The sequence below is a fragment of the Streptomyces sp. NPDC007863 genome (genome assembly GCF_040633895.1).
GTDB lineage: Bacteria > Actinomycetota > Actinomycetes > Streptomycetales > Streptomycetaceae > Streptomyces.
On the sequence record NZ_JBEYEI010000018.1, the window covers coordinates 60,559 to 82,992 of the forward strand.

Consider the following 22,434-nt stretch of genomic DNA (forward strand, 5'->3'; position numbering starts at 1 on the left):
GATTCCGCGTCGGGTCCGTTCGTGTCCGCCCGTCGGACTCCCCGCGCCGCTCCCCGCGCCCCTCCTCGCACCCATCACCCCTCCCGTCGCGGCAGAATGACGGACCGTTCGGTACGTCCCCAGGTGGAAGGTCCCCCGTGCAGCTCTCCGAAACCGGCCGCGGCGTCCTCGTCAGCGGCGCCTCCCGAGGTCTCGGCCGTGCCGTCGCCCGGGCGTTCGCGGCCAACGGCGACCGGGTCGCCGTCCACTACGGCACCCGCGCCGACGAGGCCCGCGCCACCCTCGCCTCCCTGGAGGGGAGCGGACACGTCCTGATCGGCGGCGACCTCGCGGACCCCGGGGACGCGGCCCGGGTCGTCGACGAGGCGGCGGAGGTCCTCGGCGGGGCCGGCGGCGGCATCGACGTCCTCGTGAACAACGCCGCCGTCAACCTCCCGCACCCCCTCGCGGAGACCCCCTACGAGGAGTGGGCGGCCCTCTGGCAGCGGCACGTCTCCGTGAACCTGCTCGCCACGGCCAACCTGAGCCACCTCGTCGCCCGCCGGCTGATCGACCGGGGGGCGGCGGGCCGGATCGTCAACATCGGCTCCCGGGGGGCCTTCCGGGGCGAGCCCGACCACCCCGCCTACGGCGCGACCAAGGCCGCCGTGCACGCCCTCGGCCAGTCCCTCGCCGTCTCCCTCGGCCCGCACGGCATCGGCGTCGCCTCGGTCGCCCCCGGCTTCTTCGCCACCGAGCGGGTCGCGTCCCGCCTCACCGGCGCCGAGGGCGACGCGATCCGAGCCCAGAGCCCCTTCGGCCGGGTCGCCGACCCGGCCGAGATCGCGGCCGCGGTCCTCTGGCTCGCCTCGCCCGCCGCCGAATGGGCCTCCGGCACGATCCTGGACCTCAACGGAGCCTCGTACCTCCGGAGCTGAAGGCGCGCGACCCCCGGATTGCGAATTTTCGCAATTGGTCACAACGCTCAGTAGGATCGAGGAGTGAACGAGAACCTGCCCCCGTGCCCCGAATGCTCCGGCGTCTACACCTACGAGATGGGTGCGCTGTACGTCTGCCCCGAATGCGGCCACGAGTGGCCCGCGGGCGGTGAGGCCGCCGCCGAGGCCGAGGCCGGCGGCCCCAAGGTGATCAAGGACGCCGTGGGCAACGTGCTCGCCGACGGCGACACCGTCACCGTCGTCAAGACGCTCAAGGTCAAGGGCAGCCCCACCGGCATCAAGGCCGGCACCAAGGTCCGCAACATCCGGCTCGTGGACGGCGTCGACGGCCACGACATCGACTGCAAGGTGGACGGCTTCGGCCCCATGCAGCTCAAGTCGAGCGTGGTCAAGAAGGCCTGACCCGCGTTCCGCACCCGACATGTCGTACCTTGGGGCCCTGTCGTTCGTCGCCGCGACGAGAGGGTCCCGTCGTGCCCCTGGTGCATTCCTGGCTCCCCGAGCGCCCCCGTTCGACGGTGAGCTGGATCGTGGCGGGCTGCGTCACGGTCCTGTTGCTCCTAATCCTCGACGACACGGAGCGCCTCTCCACCGCCGACGTCGGCGTGATCGTCCTCTTCTCGTACCTGTCCACCTACCTGGCCGTCACCCTCACCGCCTTCTCCACCGCCACCCCCGAGGCCATCCGCGCCTGGGCCGGGCGCCGCGAGGAGCGCGGCACGGTGCTCCAGCGGTACGTGCTCGGCAGCGCCCCCGGCCCCGGCGTCTCCCTCTCCATCGCCGCGGCCGCCCTGCTGGTCGCGGTGGTCTGGCGCCCCGGCCACCTCGGCACCCACCTCCCCACGGGCGTCCGCGTCGTCATGGCGCTGGCGCTCGTCGTCACCGCCTGGGTCTGCGTCCTCACCGCCTTCGCGGTCTCCTTCCACGCCGACAACCTCGTGGAGGACGAGCGGGCGCTCGACTTCCCCGGCGACGGCCCCGCGCTCTGGGCCGACTACGTCTACTTCGCCCTCTCCGTCATGACCACCTTCGGCACCACCGACGTGGACGTGACCTCCCGCGAGATGCGCAGGACCGTCTCGGCGAACGCGATCGTCGCCTTCGTCTTCAACACCGTGACCGTGGCGAGCCTCGTCGGCGCGCTCGACGCCGGCTGACCCCGCCCCGTCCTCCGGCGATCAACTCCCTGATCAGGACGTTTCCTTGGGGGATACGAGCGTGCGCCGCCCGGCATCTCGTGGCATCCGACAGTACGGCGGGCGGGCGCGGGCGGCGCAGACTCGGTGCCCGACGGAACCACCACCCGACGGCCACGAGGGGGAAGCACGATGACGGTGCAGCAGTACGACGGGATCGGCGAGGCGTTCGAGGGCTTCAAGGCCCTGCCCATCACCCGCTACGGAGAGGTGCCCAGCGTCCTGGAACTGGTCGGGGACGTCACCGGGAAGTCCGTCCTCGACCTCGCCTGCGGCACGGGCTTCTACAGCCGTGAACTCAAGCGGCGCGGCGCCTCCGACGTCCTCGGCGTCGACATCTCCTCCGAGATGATCGCCGCCGCCCGCTCCATCGAGGCCCGCGACCCCCTCGGCCTGCGCTACGAGGTCGGCGACGTCGCCGAACTGGCCGCGCCGGCCGCACCGTTCGACCTCGCGCTCGCCGTGCAGTGCCTCAACTACGCCGGGTCCGTCGCCGAGCTGGAGCGGATGTGCGCCAACATCCACCGCGGCCTCGTCCCCGGCGGCCGGCTCTACGTCTTCGCGCAGAAGCCCGACTACGCCTTCGACTGCGCCTCCCTGGAGACGTACGGCTTCCGCTGCGAACCGACCGGCGAGGAGATCGAGACGGGCCCGCGCGTCCGCGTCACCGCCCTCCTCGACCCGCACCCCATCACCATCGTGGGCTCCGCCCCGCGCCGCGAGGTCTACGAGGACGCCCTGGCCAAGGCCGGTTTCACCGAGGTGGAGTGGGTGCCGATGACGATCTCCGCCGAGGGGTACGAGGCCTACGACGAGGACTTCTGGGCCGACCTCCTCGCCCACCCGCCGCTGGAACTCCTGCGCTGCCGCGCCTGACCGGCCCCGAAATCCGTTGCCCCGCGCCTCCGGGCCGCACGATCCTGCCCGGATGCGCCACTCCCTCAACATCCCGAACTTCGGCGACTTCGCGGACCCCCGCAACGTCGCGACCGTCGCGGTGGCCGCCGAGCAGGCGGGCTGGGACGGACTCTTCGTCTGGGACCACGTCCTGCACCGGCGGCACCAGGGGCGCCCCTTCGGCGACCCCTGGATGCTGCTGACGGCGGCCGCGCTCGCGACCTCGCGGATCCGCCTGGGCTGCCTCCTCACCCCGGTGCCCCGCTACCGGCCGGAGCGGCTCGCCCGCCAGGTGGCGACCCTGGACCGGCTGAGCGGCGGCCGCGTCGTCTTCGCCGCCGGTCTGGATCGGCGGCTTCTGGCCGCGCCGCGCCCCGATGCGCCGCGCCGCCCGCTGGGACGGGGCCGTGCCCCTCTTCGAGACCGCCCGGCACGGCCACGTCCCGGACGCGGCCGAGGTGCGCGAGCTGGTCGGCCACGTCCGCGCGCGGCGGGCGGAGGCCGGAGCGGAGGGCCCGTTCGAGTTCGTGCTCGGCGGGGCCACGCCCGCGGACCCGGCCGGGGCCCGTGACGTCGTCGGGCCGCTGAGGGACGCCGGCGCCACCTGGTGGGACGAGCGGATGGTCCAGGGCGGCCCCGACCTGGACCGGCTCGCCCCCGTGCTCCGGCGCCGGTCCAGGGCGGCCCCGACCTGGACCGGCTCGCCCCCGTGCTCCGGCGCGCCGAGGCCGGCCCGCCGGCCCTCTGAACGCCGGCGGGCCCTACGGCCCCGTCAGCTCGGGCAGCAGGTCGGGGTTGACGATCCGCAGGATCGTCGCGACCCGCTCCGGGTCCGCAGCGGCCCACAGGACCCGCCGCGCCGCCCGGTACTTGGCGGCGAGCCGAGCGCGCTGCTCCGGCGCGAGCGCCGCCGCCCGGTCCGCGCGGCTGTTGTGGGCGTTGTCCGCGATCTTCACCAGGGTGGCGTCGGGGTCCCGGGCGACGCGCCGGATCTTCTCCTCGTACGGGCAGCCGGGTTCGTTGGTGACCGCCAGGACGACCCGGACGACCCGCTCGGGCACCCCGGCCGCCCGGAGCTCCTCCGCCGTCCACTCCGTGTCCTCGACGACGTCGTGGAGCAGCCCCGCCATGGCCAGCTCGGTCCCGAGCGGCGCGAGCCCGGCGGCGACGGCCCGTACGTGTGCCACGTAGGGGACGCCGATCTTGTCGACCTGTCCGGCATGCGCGCGGTCGGCCAGCGCGTCCACCTCGGCGAGCGTCATCATGCCCCCATCATCCCCGGCCCTTCGCCCGGCACCTCCCCGACCTACCCGGCCCATCCCTGCTTCTCACCCATCCCGGAATCGCTCATCTGTTCGGTTTCATGGTTATCCTGGATCCATGACCAGCGCACCACCGGACCTCCCCGGCCTCCAGGGCTCCCTGTTCGACCAGGGGGACGAGCCCGGACCCGGGGCCCTGGACGGGCTGCGGCGGACGCCGCTGGCCGGCGGCGCCTGGGTGGACCACCTGCCCGGATGGTTCCAGGGGGCCGACACGCTGTTCGAGGAGCTGGCGCGGCGGGTGCCGTGGCGGGCCGAGCACCGGAGGATGTACGACGACGTCGTCGCCGTACCGCGCCTCCTCGCGCACTACCGCGAGGGCGAGCCCCTTCCGCACCCCGCGCTGACCGAGGCCCGCGACGCCCTCGGCGCGCACTACGCCGCCGAGCTCGGCGAGGGGTTCGCCACCGCCGGGCTCTGCCTCTACCGGGACGGGCGGGACAGCGTCGCCTGGCACGGCGACCGGACCGGCCGCTCCGCCGCCCACGACACGATCGTCGCCATCCTCTCGCTCGGCGATCCGCGCGACCTCGCGCTGCGCCCGCGCGGCGGCGGTCCCGTCGCCCTCCGCCTCCCGCTCGGCCACGGCGACCTCGTCGTGATGGGCGGCTCCTGTCAGCGCACCTGGGACCACGCGGTGCCGAAGACCAGCCGGGCCGTGGGGCCCCGCATCAGCGTCCAGTTCCGCCCGCGCGGCGTCGACTGACCCCGCGCCCGGGACTCCTGGGAAGCCGGAACTGGCCATGGTCGTCAGGGCCGCCGGAGACCGCGCGGCAGCGTTCCGTACCGGGCCCCGAGACTTCAGGAGAACACAACTGCCCAGCAAGACGCCAGGGTTACCGTGAATCGGACCCGTCCGGTCCGGGGGTTGTGGGCCGGTTCGGGCGGGCAGGTTTGCAGCGTCGCGTGGCGGGAATTGTCGGCCGTCAGTGACAGCGGCAAGATACAGACGGATTCCGAGGACTGAAGGAGGTGGAGCGACCATGCCCCTGCATGCCGTCGAAATCCCCGAGTTGTGGATGCCTCATCCGCTCAGAGTCAACCCGCACCTGCCGGGCCTGCGGGCCGAGAGCGAGACCTGGGCCCGCGAGATGGGCATGCTGGACACCGGCGACGGACGCGCCGACAGCCGGCCGATCTGGACCCCGGCCCAGTTCCGCGCCATGACGGTGGACCTGCTCACCGCCTGGACCCTGCCCGACGCCTCGCCCGCAGCCCTCCGGCTCAACCACCGCTTCAACATCTGGGCGCTCGCCTGGGACGACTACTTCGCCCACTCCTTCAAGCGGACCAGTGACCTCCAGGGCGCCCACGACTTCACCGTGCGGCTCCACGCCTTCCTCCGCACCGAGGAGGGCGCCCGCTTCCCCGAGCCCGTCAACGCCGTCGAGCGCGGCATCGCCGATCTCCAGGGACACCTCTTCCCGCCCCGACTCGCCCACTGGCGCCAGGAGTTCAGCCGGGCCCTCGCCCGCTACGTCGACGCGGGCGTCGAGGAGCTCGCCAACAGCCGCACCGGGCGCGTCCCCCACCTCATCGACTACGCCCCCTTCCGCCGCGAGAGCTTCGCCGCCCACACCGCGCCCTACTCGGTGGAGCTCGCCACGGGCGCCCGAATACCGGAACGGATCCGACGCCACCGGACCGTCCGCGGACTCGTCGCCGCGTTCATGGACGTCATGGGACTGGCGAACGACATCGCCTCCTACGAGCGGGAGGTCCACGAGGAACACGACGTGAACAACCTCGTCGTCGTCCTCGGCACCTCCCTGGGGATCCCCCTCCGCGAGGCCGTCCCGGCCTCCGTCCACCTCGTCAACTCCCGCATGCGCGACTTCGAGCAGCTCCGCGAGGAGGACGTGCCGCTGCTCGCCCGCAGGGCCGGGCTGACGCCCGAGGAACAGGCGGGCCTCGACACCTGGCTCGGCGGGGCGTGCAGCTTCCTCTCCGGGCTCCACGCCTGGTACACCGGCGCCCCCCGGTACGTCCCCGCCGACCCGGCCGTCCCGGAGCAGCGACTGCCCGCCGCCTCCGGGGAGTGGTGCGGAAGGGGGTCCGGCCGGCACGCGGCCGTACCCCCCTCCACCGTCGGACTCGGCCACGACGCCGAGCCATGAGGGAACTACCGCAGTCGCACCAGCCGCAGCAGCCTGTCCCACCAGGACGACGACGCCCCGGGCCGCGCGGCCGGCCCGGGACCCGACGGCCCGGCCTCGGCCGCCGTCGGGGTCGCGGCCGCCTCCTCGGGTGCCGTCGCGGGCCCGGGAACCTCGGCGGTGTGCGGCGCCGGGGCCGCCGGCAGCGGCTCCTCGTACTGCATGCCCCTCGGAGCCCGCGGCGCGAAGGCGACCGGAAGCGCCGTCAGGTGCCGCGCCCAGGTGGACGAGCGCCAGCTCAGCTCCTCCTCCGGGATCGACAGGGCGATGTCGGGCAGCCGGGTGAGCAGGATGTCGATGCCGGTGTCGGCGATGATGCGGCCGACGTCCTGCCCGGGGCACTCGTGGCTGCCCGCGCTGAAGGAGAGGTGCGCGCGGTTGTGGTGCACGGGCGCCGCGGGATCGGGGCGTACCACCTGGTCCATGTTCCCGGCGGCCAGACCGAGTAGCAGCATGTCGCCGGCCATGATCCGCTGACCGCCGAGCGTGGTGTCCCCGTTGGCGTAGCGGGACGGGCAGACCATCAGCGGCGGCTCGTCCCACAGGACCTGCTCGACCGCCTCGGGCAGCGTCATCTGACCGCCGGCCAGCGAGCCGCGGAACCGCGGATCGGTGACCACCATGCGCAGCACGTTCGACATCAGGTTGGCGGTGGTCTCGTAGCCCGCCAGCAGGATCAGCCGCAGGTGGTGCACGACCTCCTCGTCGGTGAGCCCCGCCGGGTGCGACATCAGCGCGGAGGCGATGTCCATCCCCGGGCTCCGCCGCTTCTCCCGGACCAGCTCCTCCAGGCTCGCGACCACGAAGGCGTTGCTCGCGAGCGAGGTCTCGGTCGCCTTGAAGAGGTCGCGCGCGGCCTGCACCAGCTTCGGCGCCGCCTCGTCGGACATGCCGAGCAGGTGGATGAGGGTGAGCATCGGCAGGTGCTCGGTGAAACGGTCGACCAGCTCCGCCTCGCCGTCCTCGCAGAAGGTGTCGATCAGCTCGTGGGCGAAGCGGTTGATGCGGCGCCGGATGCCCCGGTGGTCGAACTGGTCGAGCGAGGCGGTGACCGCGCTGCGCAGCCGCTGGTGCTCCTCGCCGTCCGCGCAGACGCAGTCGGGGCGCCAGCCGATCATCGGCATCAGCGGGGAGGTGGCGGGGTCGATCTCCCCGGTGCTCCAGCCGTGCCAGACCCTCGGGTCGCGGGAGTACTGGGTGGCGCGGGTCGCCACGTCGCGGTTCTCGTTGTAGCCGAGGACGAGCCAGGCGCGGACGTCGCCGTCGAGGAGGACGGGCGCCACCGGACCGTGGGCGGCGCGCAGTTCCTCGTACAGGCCCATGGGGTCGGTCTCGGCGGCGGGGCCGTAGAGCCGGGTCGCTCCGCCGGGGCCGGTGGCCACGTGGGCCGGGCAGCCGGGCGGCGGGACGAGCCCCGTGGCCGGTGTCGTGTGCTCGTGGGCGGGGAGGGTCATGCGGTCTCCTGGGCGGCGAGGGTGCACAGGTAGACCATCAGCGAGAGGAGGGCGTCCCGGCAGGACGCCCGGTCGCGGGCGTCACAGGTGACCAGGGGGACGGAGTCGCTGAGGGCCAGGGCCGTGCGCAGTTCGGGTAGCGGGTACTGAGGGGCCTCGGGGAAGGTGTTGACGGCCACCACGAAGGGGACGCGGCGGTCCTCCAGGCGCGTGATGATCTCGAAGCAGACCTCGATCCTGCGGGTGTCGACGAGGACCACGGCGCCGAGCGCGCCCTCGAAGATGCCGTTCCACAGGAACCAGAAGCGCTCCTGCCCGGGGGTGCCGAACAGATAGAGGATCAGTTCCTCGTTGATGCTGATGCGGCCGAAGTCCATCGCGACCGTCGTGGTGTTCTTGCCGGTGACGCCGGGGTTGTGGTCGATCCCGACACCGGCCTGCGTCATGCGTTCCTCGGTGGTGAGCGGCGGGATGTCGCTCACCGCTCCGACCATCGTGGTCTTGCCGACGCCGAAGCCGCCGACGACCACGACCTTGACGCCCCGGGCGCCGTGCGGAAGGAACAGGTCGGTCTCGCGCCGCCCTGGTGCCCTGAGCGTGTCAGAGTCTGCGTAGTCCATGGATCACCGCCTCCAGAAGACCCCGGTCGGGGAAGGCCGCGACGGGGACGGGTGCAATCGCCTCGACGCGCTGGTCGTCGACGAGCTGGGACAGCAGCACGGTGACGACGCTGAACGGAAGGCTGAGGTAGGCCGACACCTCGGCCACCGACAGCGGGTACTCGCACATGGTGAGGATGGATGCCTGTTCGGGCTGCATCGAGGGGTCCGGCACGGCCCTCGTCGCGATCAGCGTGACCAGGTCGAAGGTCTTGGCCGAGGACCCCTCGCCGCCGGTGATGACGTACAGCGGTACGGGGGTGCCCTCCTCCCAGGGCTTCGGATTGTCCGAGGTCACATCGCCTGCCGGACGTCTTCACGCGGCGGACTGGTCATGTGCCGGCCGATCCTGGTGACGAGCGTCCGCATGCGGTCGCCGAGGAGCCCCGCGTCGACCTCCGCGTCGGCGAGGACGGCGAGGTACGCGCCGGGGCCGGCCGCCATCAGGGAGAAGTAGCCGCCGTCGGCCTCGATCCCGACCATGTGGGTGGTGCCGTTCCCGTGCGGGAACATCTTCGCGATCGCCCGGGCGAGGCTCTGGATGCCGGAGCAGGCGGCGGCGATCGCGTCGGCGGTGTCGGGAGCGGTGTTGGCCTGGCCGATGCTGAGACCGTCCGCGGAGAGGACGACCACGTGTCGTACGTGCGGAACGCCGCCCACGAGCTCGGTGAGCATCCAGTCGATGTTGGGCAGTGGCTGCATGTTATTCGACCTCATCAGACGGCTGGCTGTGCGGAGTGGGGGATGCGGAGTCCGAGCGCTTGGTGCCGTTGAAGGCCTCCCACATCAGCCCCGGCTGGCGCGCGGAGGTGGGGGCGGGGGCGGGCTCGGGGCCGGTGCGCAGGACCGGCGTCGGGACGGGGGAGTCGCGGCGGCGGCGGGGCAGACCGTTGAGGGTCGTCCCGTCGATGTAGGGCGCCGCGCCCTCGTCGAAGGAGGTGGGGAGCATGGGGGTGGGCGGCGGCACGGGCAGTGGCTCGGGGGCCGGCGGCGGCACCGGGGCGCCGCCGCGCGACGGCAGGGGCCGGATGGGCCCGGGCGTGCGTTTCCGGGCGGGCTCGGGAGTTCTCACGACGGGCTTCTCCACCGTGGTGATCAGGCGCCGGGGTACGAGGATCACGGCCCGTACGCCTCCGTAGGCGGAGGGGCGCAGGTCGACGTCGCAGCCGTACTCGCGGGCCAGCCGGCTCACCACCGGCAGTCCGAGCTGGGTCACCTCGCCCAGACCGGCGAGGAAGAGGCCGGAGGCCGAGTCCGTCATCACGCGGTTGATGCGCTGGCGGACCTCCTCGGTGAGGCCGACGCCCCGGTCCTCGATCTCGATGGCGATGCCCGAGGGCACCTCGACGGCGCTCACCTCCACGGGGGAGTGCGGGGGCGAGAACGTCGTCGCGTTGTCGAGGAGTTCGGCGAGCAGGTGGATCAGGGGCTCGGCGCCGGGGCCGATGACCGCGGCCTCGGTGACCGACTGGAGCTTGACCCGGGGGTAGTCGACGATGCGTGACATGGCGCCGCGCAGCACGTCGTAGAGGGGGATGGGCTTCGACCACTGGCGTCCGGGGCGGGCGTCGCCGAGGACGGCGATGCTCGCGGCGAGCCGGCCGATCAGGGCGTTGCGGTGGTCGACGTCCTGCAGGCCGCGGGCGAGGACGAGGTCCGTGCCGTGGACCATCTGCATCTCGCGGAGGTCCTTGGCGAGCTGGTGCACGATCGCCTGGACGCGGCGGGCGACGGCCACCAGGGCGCGCTGGGAGGAGTCCCGGGTGTTCTCCTCGGCCTCGACGGCGAGCAGCAGGGTCCTCAGCGCGCCCTTGAGCGCCTCGGTGAAGCCGTCGTCGAGGTGCGCGCCGAGCCGCACCGAGTTCACGATCTCCGAGGTGGAGTCGCCCTTCTGGAGCCGGGCGACGGCAGCGGGGAGCAGCTCGTCGGCCATCCACACCGTGGCCGTCCGCTGGTCGGCGAGGCGCGCGAGCAGCGCGGCCTCGGTCTCCGCGTGGGCCTGCCGGGCCGCCCGGAGCGCCCCGGTGTGCCGGGCCTCCTCGGCCGCCCGGGCCAGGCGCACGGTCAGGGCGGTGCTGCCGAGCGTGAGGGAGACCGCGGCGAAGCCGTACCAGGCGACCGGTGTCCGTATCTGCGCAGGCGCGAACAGCAGCCCTATGGCGAAGAGGGCGGCCAGTACCCCCGGCGGGACGAGCCACACCGGAGCCATCGCACCCGGCCTGGCTCTGGAAGTTGAACCTGCGCGTACCATCAACGGTTTCCCTCGACGTCCGGAAATGGGAAAGGACTGAAGTGGGGCGACGTACCGTCAGGAAAAAGAGCGGACATGCGATCGATCACGCACAGGTGCTCGAAACATCCCCTCGCGGCCGTGCTCCGTCGGCGCCCGCTCCCAGCGTTCATGACTCGCTGTGAGCGCGGCGCAACACATCTGCGGAGCATAGTCAGTTCGCGATTGGCGTGTGACCTCGATGGAAGGAAGGGTTCTATCAATCAAACTGGCCCTATAAGAGGGCAGGAATACGTATCGAAAATGACAACAAGTGATCAGACTGCGAGGGTTTTACCGGTCATTCCGAAAGGCCGCGCGAGCCGGAGTTCGCGCCCTCCGGCTCGTCGTCCCGTTCGCCCTCGACCGTCGCCGCCGTGAGCGCCGCCGCCGGATCCCGGTCCGCCGGACCCACCGGAACCCATCCGCCGCCCGCCCGGCGGTACGGCCACCAGCGGCCGTCCTCGCCGAGCCGCAGCTGAGCCCCCTCGCCCGCCGCCGTCCACCGCGCCCCGGACCGGCTCAGTTCCGGAGCCTCGCCGTCCTCCCACGCCTCGGCCAGCCGGGCCTCCGCCAGGGCCAGGGCCTCCTCGTCCGGCGTCCACGACCCCTCCAGTACGGCGAGGGCCGCGGCCCCGCCCCACCGCCACGCGCGCGTGGCCACGTCGAGCTCCGCACGCGAACGCCCCGTGCCCGAGGCCAGGCGCCCCGCGACCCACGCCGGCGGCCGGCCGGCCGCGAGCCGCACCGCGTCCTCGGCGACCGACAGGCCCCACGCCGCACCGGCCGGGGCGGCCGGCCGGCCGGCGAGCAGCTCGGTCAGCAGCCGGTGGGCGCGGGCCGCGCTGTCCGCGGCCAGGAACTCCAGGGCGGCGGGCTCCACCCCCGGCTCCGGGTCCGTCTCCGTGTCCAGGGCCGGCGGCTCCCCGGGCGCCGCGTCCGGCACCGGCACCGCGGGCAGCGGCGGCAGGATGTCCCGCAGCGCGTACGCCTCCGCCGCCGACACGCCCCGCGGCCCGCCGCCGTCCCCGGCCGCGCCCTCCGCGCCCTCCGGCGCGCCGGTCGCCGTCCCGCCGCCCGCGCGGGCGGCGCTGCGGGCCTGGAGCGCGTCCACCACCGCCTGCTGCCCCCGCCCCCGCAGGAGCAGCAGCGCGAAGGGGTCCTCGTCCAGGATCCGCGCCACCTGGTGGCAGAGCGCCGCCGTGTGCGGGCAGTGGTCCCACGCCTCGCAGCCGCACTCCGGCTCCAGGTCCCCGATGCCCGGCAGCAGGTCGACGCCGACCCCCGCCGCGTCCTCCACCAGGTGCGGAGGCATCTCGTGGTCGAGGAGCGCGGCGATGTGCCCGGCGCTGTCGACGGCGAGGTCGAGCAGCCGGTCCCACTCCTCGTCGGTCAGGGTGCGCACCAGCACGTCGCTGCGGTACGCCGTGCCGTCGGGGTCCTGCACGACGGCGGTGATCCGCCCGGGCCGCACCGACACGGCGCCGACGGCCCCCGCCCGCGCGTGCCTCCGGCCCTCCTTCACCTGCCGGCCGTCGAGCGCCGTGTCCTCCAGCGCCTGGAGCCACGCCCGGCCCCACCAGGTGCGGGTGAAGGCCCCGCCGCGCACCGGCGGCGCCGCCGTGAAGGTGAGCTCCTCGGAACCCCGGCCCGCCGTCCCGTACCCGTGGCCGTCCGCCGACCCGTATCCGCTCATCGTCCGTCCCCGTTCGCGACGTCGTCCCCGCGCAGGGAGACCAGTTCCGCCAGTTCCGCGTCGGTCAGCTCGGTCAGCTCCGCCGGCGTGTCCCCGGACGCGCCGAGCACCGCGTCGGCCAGCGCGCGCTTGCGTTCGAGCAGCGCCGCGATCCGGTCCTCGACCGTCCCCTCGGCGACGAGCCGGTGCACCTGCACCGGACGCGTCTGCCCGATCCGGTACGCCCGGTCGGTGGCCTGCGCCTCCACCGCCGGGTTCCACCAGCGGTCGTAGTGCACCACGTGCTCGGCCCGGGTGAGGTTGAGCCCCGTCCCGGCCGCCTTCAGCGACAGCAGGAAGACCGGCACCTCGCCCTCCTGGAACCGCTCGACCATCGCCTCCCGCTCCGCCACCGGGGTGCCGCCGTGCAGGAACTGCGTCCGCACCCCGCGCGCCGCCAGATGCGCCTCCAGGATCCTGGCCATCCCCACGTACTGGGTGAAGACCAGGGTGCTCGCCCCCTCGGAGAGGATCGTGTCGAGCAGCTCGTCGAGCAGTTCGAGCTTCCCCGAACGGCCGGCGATCCGGGGCCGCTCCTCCTTCAGGTACTGGGCGGGGTGGTTGCAGATCTGCTTGAGCGAGGTCAGCAGCTTCACCACGAGACCGCGCCGGGCCATCCCGTCGGCCGCCGAGATGGCCAGCAGGTTCTCGCGCACCACCGCCTCGTACAGACCGGCCTGTTCCGGCGTCAGGGAGACGGCCCGGTCGGTCTCGGTCTTCGGCGGCAGCTCGGGCGCGATGCCCGGGTCGGACTTGCGGCGGCGCAGCAGGAACGGGCGGACGAGCGCGCCGAGCCGCTCGGCGGCGGCCGGGTCGCCGCCGCCCTCGACGGCGGCCGCGTACCGCCGCCGGAAGGCACCGAGCCCGCCGAGCAGCCCGGGCGTCGTCCAGTCGAGGATCGCCCACAGCTCGGAGAGGTTGTTCTCCACCGGAGTGCCGGACAGCGCCACACGCGCGCGTGCACCGATCGTGCGCAGCCGGCGGGCGGTGGCGGAGTAAGGATTCTTCACGTGCTGGGCCTCGTCCGCGACCAGCAGCCCCCACGTCCGGGCGGCGAGCCGCTCGGCGTCGAGCCGCATGGTGCCGTACGTGGTGAGGACGACGTCCCCGGCACCGAGCCCGTCCAGGTCGCGGCCGGCGCCGTGGAAGCGGCGCACGCGCGTGCCGGGGGCGAACCGCTCGTACTCCCGCTGCCAGTTGCCCATCAGCGAGGTCGGGCAGACGACGAGCGTGGGTCCCGCGGTGGCGGGCTCGTCCTGCCGGTGCAGATGGAGCGCGATGACGGTGATGGTCTTGCCGAGCCCCATGTCGTCGGCGAGACAGCCGCCGAGGCCGAGCGAGGTCATCCGGTGCAGCCAGTTCAGGCCGCGCAGCTGGTAGTCGCGCAGGGTGGCGGCGAGCGCGGCCGGCTGCGCCACCTCACGGGCCCCGCCCTCGGGGTCGGCGAGCCGCTCGCGCAGCCGCTCCAGCGCCTCGCTCGCGACGACCTCGAACCGATGGCCGTCGACCTCGGTCGTGCCGGTGAGCACGGCGGCGAGCGCGTCGACCGGCGTCACCTTGCGGTCCTGCCGCTCCCGGGCGCGCCGCACCTCCGCCGGATCGACCAGCACCCACCGGTCACGCAGCCGCACCAGCGGCCGCCCGGCCTCGGCGAGCCGGTCGAGCTCCGCGCGGGTCAGCTCCCGGTCGCCCAGGGAGAAGCGCCAGTTGAAGGCGAGCAGCGCGTCGGCGGAGAGGAACGACGGAACGCCGCCCCCGCCCCCGCTTCCGCCGTCGTTCCCGTCCTCGCCGTACGGGGCGTCGGTCACGGGACCGGTCGCGGCACCGGTCAAGAGGTCGGTCAGAGGGTCGGTCAGAGGGGCGGTCAGGGGGCCGGTCAGGGGGCCGGTGGACGCGGCACCGGCTCCCGGCGCCGCGTCCACCGGACCGATCTCCGCGCGCGCGGTCAGCCGGTCCGTCAGATCCCGCGGCCAGTGCACCCGCATGCCGGTCGCGGCCAGCGCACGGGACGCCGGGCCGAGCAGCTCCACCAGCTCCTCGTCGGCCAGTTCCATCGAGTCGGGCACGGCGGCCGTCAGCAGCGGGGTGAGCGCGGGCCAGGCGCGGGCGGCCCGCCGCAGCGCGAGCAGCGCGTCCATCCGGGCGCGCGGACCCAGTCCCGCCGCCGCGGGTCCGGTGCCCGACCACGCGTCGGCCGCGTCCACGACCACCGCGGGATCGGCGGCGGAGTGCAGCTGGAGCACCGCGCGGAAGCCCGGCGCCGTCGCCCCGGCCGTGTCGCCGCCGACCAGTTCGAGGCGGAGCGACAGCCGTACGCCCGCGTCGTGACCGGCCGCCAGATCGGCGGCCCACGCCCGCTGTTCGGGCACGGACCGCGCCTCCTCGGCCGCGAACGCGGGGCCGCCGGCGGCGAGCGCGGCGGCCGGGGTACGGGGGAGGGTGTCGGCGACCGCGTCGAGGAAGGCCCGCAGCAGCTCCTCCGGCTCGGGCAGCAGCCAGTCCTCCGCCTCCTCCACCGGGGCCGACGGGACGGCGTGCGCGGTGGGCGGCATCGACGCGGCGAGCGTACGCAGCCGGTCCAGCTCCTCCGGCCCCAACGGCCCGGCCCGCCACGCGTCGTGACCGTCCGCCGTCACCCCGGGCAGCAGCAGGCCGCGCGCGACGAGGTCCAGGGCGAGGAGCGCCGCACCGCCCCAGAACGCGGCCGCCGGGTCAGCCCCGTCCGCGAGCCGGGCGGCGGCGAGGAACGGCAGCGCGTCCCGTACCGGCAACAGCGCCGCGGGGACGGACACGGGCCGCAGGTCCGCACCGTCCACCACCGTGAGGACGTCCTCGACCGCCCCCGGCGGCGCGGACAGCGGCTCGCCGGCGGGCGACCAGAGCGCGATCCGGCCCGCCCGGGGCGGGTCGGCGGGGAGGAAGACGGCGGCCGGAGCGGAGGCGACGGGCGCCGGGACGGCTGCGACGGGCGGGACGGAGGATTCGGAACCGGGGCCGGAGGAGCGGAACGACGACGTCAACACATTCCCCACATATGACTACCTGCGAGACGGAGCGGCCGACCCTACCCCACCCGAGCCCCCGACCACGCACATCCGTGCGTGACACCCGACACATGCGCACCGCCTTGGCCGGAGCGGGATCCCGTGCCTCGGCGGCGTGGGAACCCCGTGCCTCCGCGGCGCAAGAACCCGTGCCTCGGCCGGGGGTGGGGAACACCCCACCCCCGGCCCCCGGTCCGCCCCCGCCCACGGACGGGTGGTGACGCCATGGCTCCGGCCCGTCACGGATTCCTACGGTGAAGACCTGTCACCGGCCCTCGGCGCGGACGGCGACAGCCCACCTCACAGAAGCCGGAGCCCGCCCATGTCCCAGGCCACCGCCCTCGCACCCGCCCCGGCGCCGCCCGCCGCACGGAACCGGGCCGCCGGCAGCGAGTTCTCCCCGCTCCTCCGCCTGGTGCGGAGCCAGGGACTGCTCGAACACCGGCCCGGCTGGTACGCCCGGGACATCGCCCTCACCCTCCTCGGCTTCGCCGCCGTCGCCGTCACCCTCCTCCTCACCGGCCCCGCCTGGTGGTCCGTCCTCCTCGCCGTGCCCCTCGCGCTGCTCTCCGCCCGCGCCGCCTTCCTCGCCCACGACGCCGGCCACGCCCAGATCACCGCCGACCGCAGGGCCGGCCGCGTCATCCAGCTCGTCCACGCCAACCTCCTCCTCGGCATGAGCCGCGAATGGTGGAACGACAAGCACAACCGCCACCACGCCCACCCCAACCACCTCGACAAGGACCCCGACGTCGCCGCCGACGTCCTCGTCTTCGCCGAGCACCAGACCGCCGGCCGCACCGGCCTGCGCGGCTTCCTCACCCGCCACCAGGCCCTGCTCTTCTTCCCGCTGACCACCCTGGAGGGCCTCGCCCTCAAGCTGTACGGCGTCCAGGCCCTGCTCGCGAAGGACGGCCCGTACCGCACCCGCCGCGCACGCCTGACCGAAGCCGCCCTGCTCGTCCTCCACTTCGCCGGATACGCGGCGCTGCTCCTCACCGCCCTCACGCCCGTCCAGGCCCTGGTCTTCGCGCTCGTCCACCAGATGCTCTTCGGCGTCCACCTCGGCCTCGCCTTCGCCCCCAACCACAAGGGCATGGAGCGGCCCGACGAGCACGAGGACGGCGACAGCTGGGGCCACCTGCGCCGCCAGGTCCTCACCTCCCGCAACATCCGGGGCGGCGCCCTCACCGACTGGTTCCTCGGCGGCCTCAACTACCAGGTCGAACACCACCTCTTCCCGTCGATGCCCCGCCCCCACCTGCGCCTCGCCCAGCCCGCCGTCCGCGCCCACTGCCGGGACCTGGGCATCCCGTACACCGAGACCGGCTTCGTCGACTCCTACCGGCAGGCCCTCGGCCACCTCCACGACGTCGGTGCCACCCTCCGCGAGGAGCACGCGGACCGCCCGGAGTAGGGTCGAACGCGAATCCGGCCAGTACCGCGCACCAGGGGGGTCCGCACATGGACGAAGGCACCGTCACCACGGTCAGCAGCAACGGCACCTACTCCTTCACCAAGCCCAACCGCGAGAGCATCACGCTCCTCGCCGGGCTCGGGGTCGAGGGCGACGTCCACGCCGGCGTCACGGTCAAGCACCGCTCGCGCGTCGCCCAGGACCCGACCCAGCCGAACCTCCGCCAGGTCCACCTCATCCACGCCGAACTCTTCGACGAGGTCGCCGAGGCCGGCTTCGAGGTGGCCCCCGGCGACCTCGGCGAGAACGTCACCACCCGCGGCGTCGACCTCCTCGCCCTGCCCGCCGGCGCCCGCCTCCACCTCGGCGCGGAGGCCGTCGTCGAGATCACCGGCCTGCGCAACCCCTGCGCCCAGATCGACGGCTTCCGCCACGGCCTGCTCAAGCAGGTCGTCGGCCGTGACGCCGACGGCGAGCTCGTCCGCAAGGCCGGGATCATGGGCATCGTCCTGACCGGCGGCGAGGTGCGCCCGGGCGACCCGGTCCGCGTCGAACTGCCGGCGGAGCCGCACCGCCCGCTGGAGCGCGTCTGACGCCCTGCCCGCGCGGGTCCGGCCCCAGGAAGGGCGTCCGGGCCCTAGGGGAAGGGCGTCCGGCCCCGGGGAAGGGCGCACGGCCCTAGGAAGGGCGTACGGCGATGGCGTCGAGCCCTTCGAGCAGCGCGGGCAGCCGCGGGCCAGGGGCCACCGGGAGGACCTCGTGGGGAAGCTCGTCGAGGAGGAAGAAGGCCATGTCGTCGGTGCGGGCCACCAGCGACCAGCCGGGGCCGTCGGCGCGGAGCGTCCGCGCGCTCTCGCCGGTCGTGTCGGACCGCACCCGGCCCACCGGCGGCGGCGTCTCCAGATAGCCGTGCAGCTCGTCCATGGCCCGGCGGACACCGGCGTACGGATCGGGCGCGGCGCCGTCGGAGGGCGCGGCCGTCGGCTCCGCCGCGGCGGCGGGCGACTCCGCCGTCGGTGCCTCGGCGGGCCGGGGGGCGATCTGTTCCCGCCACGCGTTCCAGTGCAGCGCCACCTCGTCGGCGCCCAGCCGCCGGTGGGCGGGGGTCCACGCGTCCTCGGCGGGCGGGGCCAGCGGGGCGGGGTCGCCCTCCTCCGGCTCGGGGTCGTGCGGGTCCGGGATGCCGGGGGCCTGCGTCGCGACGGGCAGCGGCCAGCCGGGCAGCCCGGCGACGACCGACTCCTCGTCGGGGGAGAGGTCGTACGCCATGCCGCAGTCCCAGGAGGCGATGGCCACGGCGACCAGCGAGACGTCGTCGATGACGACCGTCCAGCGCGCGCCGAGCCCGTCCTGGCCGAAGACGAGCCCGTACCCCTGCTCGTACGGTTCGAGCCCGAGGGCCGCGCAGGCCGCCGGATAGTCGTCGCCGAGCACGCTGGGGAAGCGCGCGGGCGTCAGCAGACACGCGGTCAGCACGTACAGCGCGTCGTCGCCCGCCGCCGGTTCCGTAGCCGCCACCACACGCTCCCTCACTCGCTCGCCATCGGATCGTCGGCGCACCCTACTACCGAGTAATCCGTGCGTCGAGGGCCTTCGGAGTGTGAGACTCAGCGCCCCTTGATCCCGAGCAGCGCGCGGGCCACGGTCTCGGGGGTCTGGTTGCGCTCCCGCGCGAGGGTGAGCAGGGCGCGGCAGGCCAGCTCGTTGACGCCGAAGCTGAGCTGCCCCGGGGAGACCCAGGTCGCGGCCTCGTCCATCCGCTCCTGGTCGTCCTCGGCGCAGGCGGCCACGTACACCGCCGCCGCCTCGAAGAGGTTGTGGCCCTGGCGTCCGGAGCGGGCCGGGGGAGCGGTGGCCCCGCTCCCGGACGCGCGTCGGGCGGAGGGGAGGAGCTTGCGCATGCGTTCCGCTATCCGTGCCACGGCCGGCCGCCTTTCCCCGGGCACGACTGCCCGGCACTTCCACGGTAGACAGTGAAGTGCCGGGACAGAAGGGGGCGTTGAGGGCCCGTCCGGGGCCTGGGTCTCGTCCGGGGCCTGGGTCTCGTCCGGGACCGGGGCCCGTCCGGACCCAGGGCTCGTCCGGGCCTAGGGTGCGGGGGACCCGGAGTCGGTGCCGTAGCCCTGTTCCGCGTCGGGGTGGCCGGCGGCGCGGGTGAAGACCGCCGTCAGGGTATGGCCGGTCTCCTCGAAGTGGACGGCGGTCTCGCCCTTGGCGTTCTCCTCGTCGCCGCCGTACGGCTCGCCGTCGAGCAGCCAGTCGGTGAAGACGTATCCGGGCGCGGGCACGGCCGTCGCCGCCACCGTGTCGCCGTCCGAGTACGGGCCCGCCTGCGAGAGTTCCACGCTGCCGTGACCGCGCTGTTCGACCCTCAGCTCGTGGCGCCGCTGCTCGAAGAGGGCGGTGAGCTCCATGTCGTCCTGGCCGACGCGGAGGGCGATGCTGTCGTCGTCCCCGGTGTGCGAGCCGTCGAGCCGCCAGCCGGCGAAGTCCCAGCCGGGCGCGGGCACGGCCTCGTACATCACGTCGGCGCCCTCCTGCTCGGCGCGTTTGGCCGGGGCCTTCTTGACCGTGCCCTGGCCGCTGCTCTTCGTGCTCACCGTGGAGGTCGGCGCGGTGCCCTTCTTGAAGACGGCGACGACGGTGTGGTCGCCGGCGGGGACGCGGAAGCCGGAGGCGCCGCCCTTGGCGGCCTTGCCGTCGAGCTTCCAGCCGCTGAAGACGTACCCCTTCGCGGCCGTCGCCGAGTAGGTGGACTGGGTGCCCTGGGGGTACGGGCCGGGCTGCGCGGCCCTGACGGTGCCGGCGTCCTTGGGGGTGACCGAGGTGGTCACGGCGCACAGCGCGTCGGAGGTCTTGGCGGCCCGGTAGGCGGCGACGGCCTTGCCGGTGGTGCTCAGGACGTCGGCGGTGTCGGCCGAGTCCGTGTCGCCCAGCGGGACGCCGAGGCGCTCGCCGCGGTAGGTCTGGTGGGGGTTGGCGAAGCGGTTGACGCGGGTGCAGACGCCCTTGGTGGCCTTGCGGCAGCTGGATTCGTACGCCATGACGGTCGACCAGTCGCCCTTGGCGGGGAAGTAGCCGGTGGCGCCGTTGTCGGGCTGGACCGGCTGGGTGACGCGGTCGTGGTCGGCGCTCATGTTGTGGCCGATCTCGTGGCCCATGGAGTAGTTGGTGACGGCGGCCCGGCCGACGACGTTGTAGCCCCAGGGCGCGGTGGCGGGGCCGGGGTCCGGCGGCGTGTATCCGAGGCCGCCGGCGGCCCGGCCGGCGGCGAGGACGGAGACGACGTCGGCCCCGTGCTGGTCCCGCTGCGCGGCGACGGCGTCCGCGACGCCGTCGCCGGGGAGGGCGACCGCGCTCAGGAGGCTGTTGGTGACGCCGTCGAGGGAGGCAGGGACGGAGACGAGCGTGGTGCCGACCAGCCGCAGCCGGACCTTGGTGCCGCTGGCGGAGAAGGCGTCGTTGCCCAGGGCGATGCCCTGCGCGGCGAGCGCCTTGATCTGGGCGTCGCCGCCGGCCTCGGTACGGGCGCCGGGGGTGTAGCCGACCAGCACGTCGACGAGCGCGTAACCCGCGCCGCCCTTGCAGGCGGCGGCCTTGGTGGCGGGCGTGGCCTGCGCGGTGACGGCGGCGTGCGTGGTGGCGGCGGCCTGTGTGGTGGCGGCGGGGGGCTCGGCGGGCTGGGGTTCCTCGGGCCGGGGCTCGTCCTCGTCGGTCAGCGGGGTGCCCTGGGAGATGAGGACGCGGCCGGGACCTGCCGGACGGATCGCGTACAGATCGCCGCCGAGCATGAACTGACCGCTGAGGACCTCGTTCCCGGGCGTCTTGTCGCAGCCGCCGTCCAGGGTGAGGACCACGTGCTGATCGACCGCGCCGGCCACCCGGCCGTGCCAGACCAGGGTGGAGCCGATGGTGCTGCGGGTCGCCTCCACCGCCTGGACGACCACGTCTCCGAAGAGCGGGAAGGTCGCCTCCCGGCCGTATCCGGTGCCGCACACGGGTGCCAGGGCCGCCGGCATCACCCGCGCGATCCGGCCACGGACGAACTCCGCACCGAAGCTCTCCGCCGCGTCGTCCCCGGCCGCTCCGGTACGCGGCCGGCCGGCGCCCTTGTTCGTGGCGCGCTCGCCGCCGTCCGGGCTGAACGCCCCCGCCGCCACGGCCGCGCGCTCCGCGCGCTCGCGTGCGGCCGCCCCGGACCCGTCGCCCGCGCCCGGCGGCGCGAACCCGGTGACGGTGCCGACCCCCAGCACCATGGCTCCGAGGGCCGCACCGCCCGTCCATCTGTAGCGGGCCATCTCTTCCTCCTGTTTCCCCGGGGCGGCCGCGTCGTCCGCGGCTCGCCGGGCTCACCTGCTGAAACGAGAGGGAGGGTTCCTTGATCCGATGATGTGATCACTGGATCGTCCGGAGAATCACCCTGGCTGGCGGGGTGTCCGGGGCGGGTGTGCTCCGCATGGGTGTGGGGATCCAGACTCCCGGATCCAATATCCGAGCGCCGGATCCGGGAGTCTGGATCCAAGATCCAGTCGTCTGGATCCAAGGTTCAAGATCAGGCGTCTGGATCCAGGATCCGGGAGCTTGGATCCAGGATCCTGGAGGGTGGATCCACCATCCAGCGGTCTGGATCCGGGATCCTGGAGTTCGGATCCACCCTCCAGGGGTCTGGATCAGGGATCAGGGAGCCGAGCTTCAGCCCTCCCGTACCGCCAGCGCGAGGTAGCGAGCGTCCTCGTCCACGTACGAGTCGAGCCGCCAGCCGGCCTCCGCGAGGACGGGGCGCAGTCGGGGTTCGGCGCGCAGGTCGTCCGGGGTGATCTGACGGCCGTGGCGGGCGGCGAGGGCGGCGCGGCCGATGGGGTGGAAGAGCGCCAGTCGCCCTCCGGGCCGTACCACGCGGGCGAGTTCGCGCAGGCCGGCGACGGGATCGGCGAGGTGGGAGACGAGGCCCGCGCCGAAGACGGCGTCGAGCGCGCCGTCCCGCAGGGGCAGCCGGCCGACGTCGGCGAGGAGCAGGGCGGAGGCGCCCTCGGGGCCGCGTCGCCCGCTTTGTACCGCCTCGGCGAGCATCTCCGGGGTGAGGTCGGCGCCGAGCACGGTGCCCGACGGGCCGACGGCGGCACGCAGCGGGGGCAGCGCGCGGCCGGTGCCGCAGCCCGCGTCGAGTACGGCGTCCCCGGGGCGCAGTCCCAGGTCCGCCACGGCGGCGGCGTAGGCGGGCCCGTCGTCGGGGAAGCGGCGGTCCCAGTCGGCGGCGCGGATGGCGAAAAACGCTCGGACATCTGTGGGGTCATCGCTCATGGACTCATGATCGCCTACCCGTGAGTGTGAACGTTCTGTGTGCACG

At 74.1% G+C, this 22,434-nt stretch carries 20 protein-coding genes and 1 pseudogene; 9 read left to right on the forward strand and 12 right to left on the reverse strand.

Annotated elements, in window-relative coordinates:
* Positions 1-137 precede the first annotated feature (137 nt).
* The 5 genes and pseudogenes from ABZ621_RS26460 to ABZ621_RS26480 all read left to right on the forward strand — a co-directional run.
* Entirely contained in the window at positions 138-917 is a 780-nt protein-coding gene (locus ABZ621_RS26460) for an SDR family oxidoreductase (RefSeq protein WP_360608681.1), read from the forward strand.
* Positions 918-980: 63 nt separating this feature from the next.
* A complete protein-coding gene (locus ABZ621_RS26465; protein ID WP_360608683.1) occupies positions 981-1,340 on the forward strand; it encodes a zinc ribbon domain-containing protein YjdM in 360 nt (119 codons plus the stop codon).
* Positions 1,341-1,420: 80 nt separating this feature from the next.
* Positions 1,421-2,095: a DUF1345 domain-containing protein gene (locus ABZ621_RS26470; RefSeq protein WP_360608975.1), complete on the forward strand. Its 675-nt coding sequence runs from the start codon at positions 1,421-1,423 to the stop codon at positions 2,093-2,095.
* Between the two features lie 171 nt (positions 2,096-2,266).
* Positions 2,267-3,010: a class I SAM-dependent methyltransferase gene (locus ABZ621_RS26475; protein ID WP_360608685.1), complete on the forward strand. Its 744-nt coding sequence runs from the start codon at positions 2,267-2,269 to the stop codon at positions 3,008-3,010.
* Between the two features lie 52 nt (positions 3,011-3,062).
* Positions 3,063-3,702 (forward strand): annotated as a pseudogene (locus ABZ621_RS26480) (LLM class flavin-dependent oxidoreductase); the annotation flags it as partial.
* A 90-nt stretch (positions 3,703-3,792) separates the two neighbouring features.
* On the opposite strand, the gene ABZ621_RS26485 reads toward ABZ621_RS26480, so the two are convergent.
* Positions 3,793-4,296 (reverse strand): HD domain-containing protein, encoded by a 504-nt coding sequence (locus tag ABZ621_RS26485; RefSeq protein WP_360608687.1) that lies wholly within the window; start codon positions 4,294-4,296, stop codon positions 3,793-3,795.
* A gap of 115 nt (positions 4,297-4,411) precedes the next feature.
* Between ABZ621_RS26485 and ABZ621_RS26490 the strand changes: the two genes are divergently transcribed.
* Positions 4,412-5,059: an alpha-ketoglutarate-dependent dioxygenase AlkB gene (locus tag ABZ621_RS26490; protein ID WP_360608689.1), complete on the forward strand. Its 648-nt coding sequence runs from the start codon at positions 4,412-4,414 to the stop codon at positions 5,057-5,059.
* Positions 5,060-5,336: 277 nt separating this feature from the next.
* Positions 5,337-6,470, forward strand: a complete 1,134-nt coding sequence (locus ABZ621_RS26495; RefSeq protein ID WP_360608691.1) for a hypothetical protein — start codon at positions 5,337-5,339, stop codon at positions 6,468-6,470.
* 5 nt (positions 6,471-6,475) lie between these two features.
* Here the strand turns inward: ABZ621_RS26495 and ABZ621_RS26500 are convergent, their stop codons facing one another.
* From ABZ621_RS26500 to ABZ621_RS26530, 7 genes are all read right to left on the reverse strand, one after another.
* The gene (locus ABZ621_RS26500) at positions 6,476-7,963 is read right to left on the reverse strand and encodes a cytochrome P450 (protein ID WP_360608693.1); all 1,488 of its coding nucleotides are present in this window, start codon (positions 7,961-7,963) and stop codon (positions 6,476-6,478) included.
* Positions 7,960-8,583: an ATP/GTP-binding protein gene (locus tag ABZ621_RS26505; RefSeq protein WP_360608695.1), complete on the reverse strand. Its 624-nt coding sequence runs from the start codon at positions 8,581-8,583 to the stop codon at positions 7,960-7,962. Before ABZ621_RS26505 ends, ABZ621_RS26500 begins: the two co-directional genes overlap by 4 nt.
* Entirely contained in the window at positions 8,564-8,920 is a 357-nt protein-coding gene (locus ABZ621_RS26510) for a DUF742 domain-containing protein (protein ID WP_360608697.1), read from the reverse strand. Before ABZ621_RS26510 ends, ABZ621_RS26505 begins: the two co-directional genes overlap by 20 nt.
* The gene (locus ABZ621_RS26515; RefSeq protein ID WP_360608699.1) at positions 8,917-9,324 is read right to left on the reverse strand and encodes a roadblock/LC7 domain-containing protein; all 408 of its coding nucleotides are present in this window, start codon (positions 9,322-9,324) and stop codon (positions 8,917-8,919) included. The genes ABZ621_RS26510 and ABZ621_RS26515 overlap by 4 nt, the downstream gene beginning before the upstream one ends.
* Position 9,325: 1 nt before the next feature.
* Positions 9,326-10,831, reverse strand: a complete 1,506-nt coding sequence (locus ABZ621_RS26520) for an ATP-binding protein (RefSeq protein WP_360608701.1) — start codon at positions 10,829-10,831, stop codon at positions 9,326-9,328.
* Between the two features lie 361 nt (positions 10,832-11,192).
* Complete coding sequence (locus tag ABZ621_RS26525) at positions 11,193-12,587, reverse strand: SWF or SNF family helicase (protein ID WP_360608703.1); 1,395 nt, start codon at positions 12,585-12,587, stop codon at positions 11,193-11,195.
* Positions 12,584-15,514 carry a DEAD/DEAH box helicase gene (locus ABZ621_RS26530; protein WP_360608977.1) on the reverse strand — a complete coding sequence of 977 codons (2,931 nt, stop codon included), beginning with the start codon at positions 15,512-15,514 and terminating at the stop codon, positions 12,584-12,586. Before ABZ621_RS26530 ends, ABZ621_RS26525 begins: the two co-directional genes overlap by 4 nt.
* Before the next feature lie 478 nt (positions 15,515-15,992).
* Between ABZ621_RS26530 and ABZ621_RS26535 the strand changes: the two genes are divergently transcribed.
* Together ABZ621_RS26535 and ABZ621_RS26540 are read left to right on the forward strand one after the other, a co-directional pair.
* Entirely contained in the window at positions 15,993-17,087 is a 1,095-nt protein-coding gene (locus ABZ621_RS26535; RefSeq protein ID WP_360608705.1) for an acyl-CoA desaturase, read from the forward strand.
* Positions 17,088-17,134: 47 nt separating this feature from the next.
* Positions 17,135-17,680 (forward strand): MOSC domain-containing protein, encoded by a 546-nt coding sequence (locus ABZ621_RS26540; protein ID WP_360608707.1) that lies wholly within the window; start codon positions 17,135-17,137, stop codon positions 17,678-17,680.
* A gap of 85 nt (positions 17,681-17,765) precedes the next feature.
* Here the strand turns inward: ABZ621_RS26540 and ABZ621_RS26545 are convergent, their stop codons facing one another.
* The 4 genes from ABZ621_RS26545 to ABZ621_RS26560 all read right to left on the reverse strand — a co-directional run bounded on the left by ABZ621_RS26545 (position 17,766) and on the right by ABZ621_RS26560 (position 22,388).
* Positions 17,766-18,605: a hypothetical protein gene (locus ABZ621_RS26545; protein WP_360608709.1), complete on the reverse strand. Its 840-nt coding sequence runs from the start codon at positions 18,603-18,605 to the stop codon at positions 17,766-17,768.
* An 89-nt stretch (positions 18,606-18,694) separates the two neighbouring features.
* The gene (locus ABZ621_RS26550; RefSeq protein WP_360608710.1) at positions 18,695-18,988 is read right to left on the reverse strand and encodes a hypothetical protein; all 294 of its coding nucleotides are present in this window, start codon (positions 18,986-18,988) and stop codon (positions 18,695-18,697) included.
* Between the two features lie 186 nt (positions 18,989-19,174).
* Positions 19,175-21,385 (reverse strand): reprolysin-like metallopeptidase, encoded by a 2,211-nt coding sequence (locus ABZ621_RS26555; protein ID WP_360608712.1) that lies wholly within the window; start codon positions 21,383-21,385, stop codon positions 19,175-19,177.
* A 394-nt stretch (positions 21,386-21,779) separates the two neighbouring features.
* A complete protein-coding gene (locus tag ABZ621_RS26560) occupies positions 21,780-22,388 on the reverse strand; it encodes a methyltransferase domain-containing protein (protein ID WP_360608714.1) in 609 nt (202 codons plus the stop codon).
* Positions 22,389-22,434 lie beyond the last annotated feature (46 nt).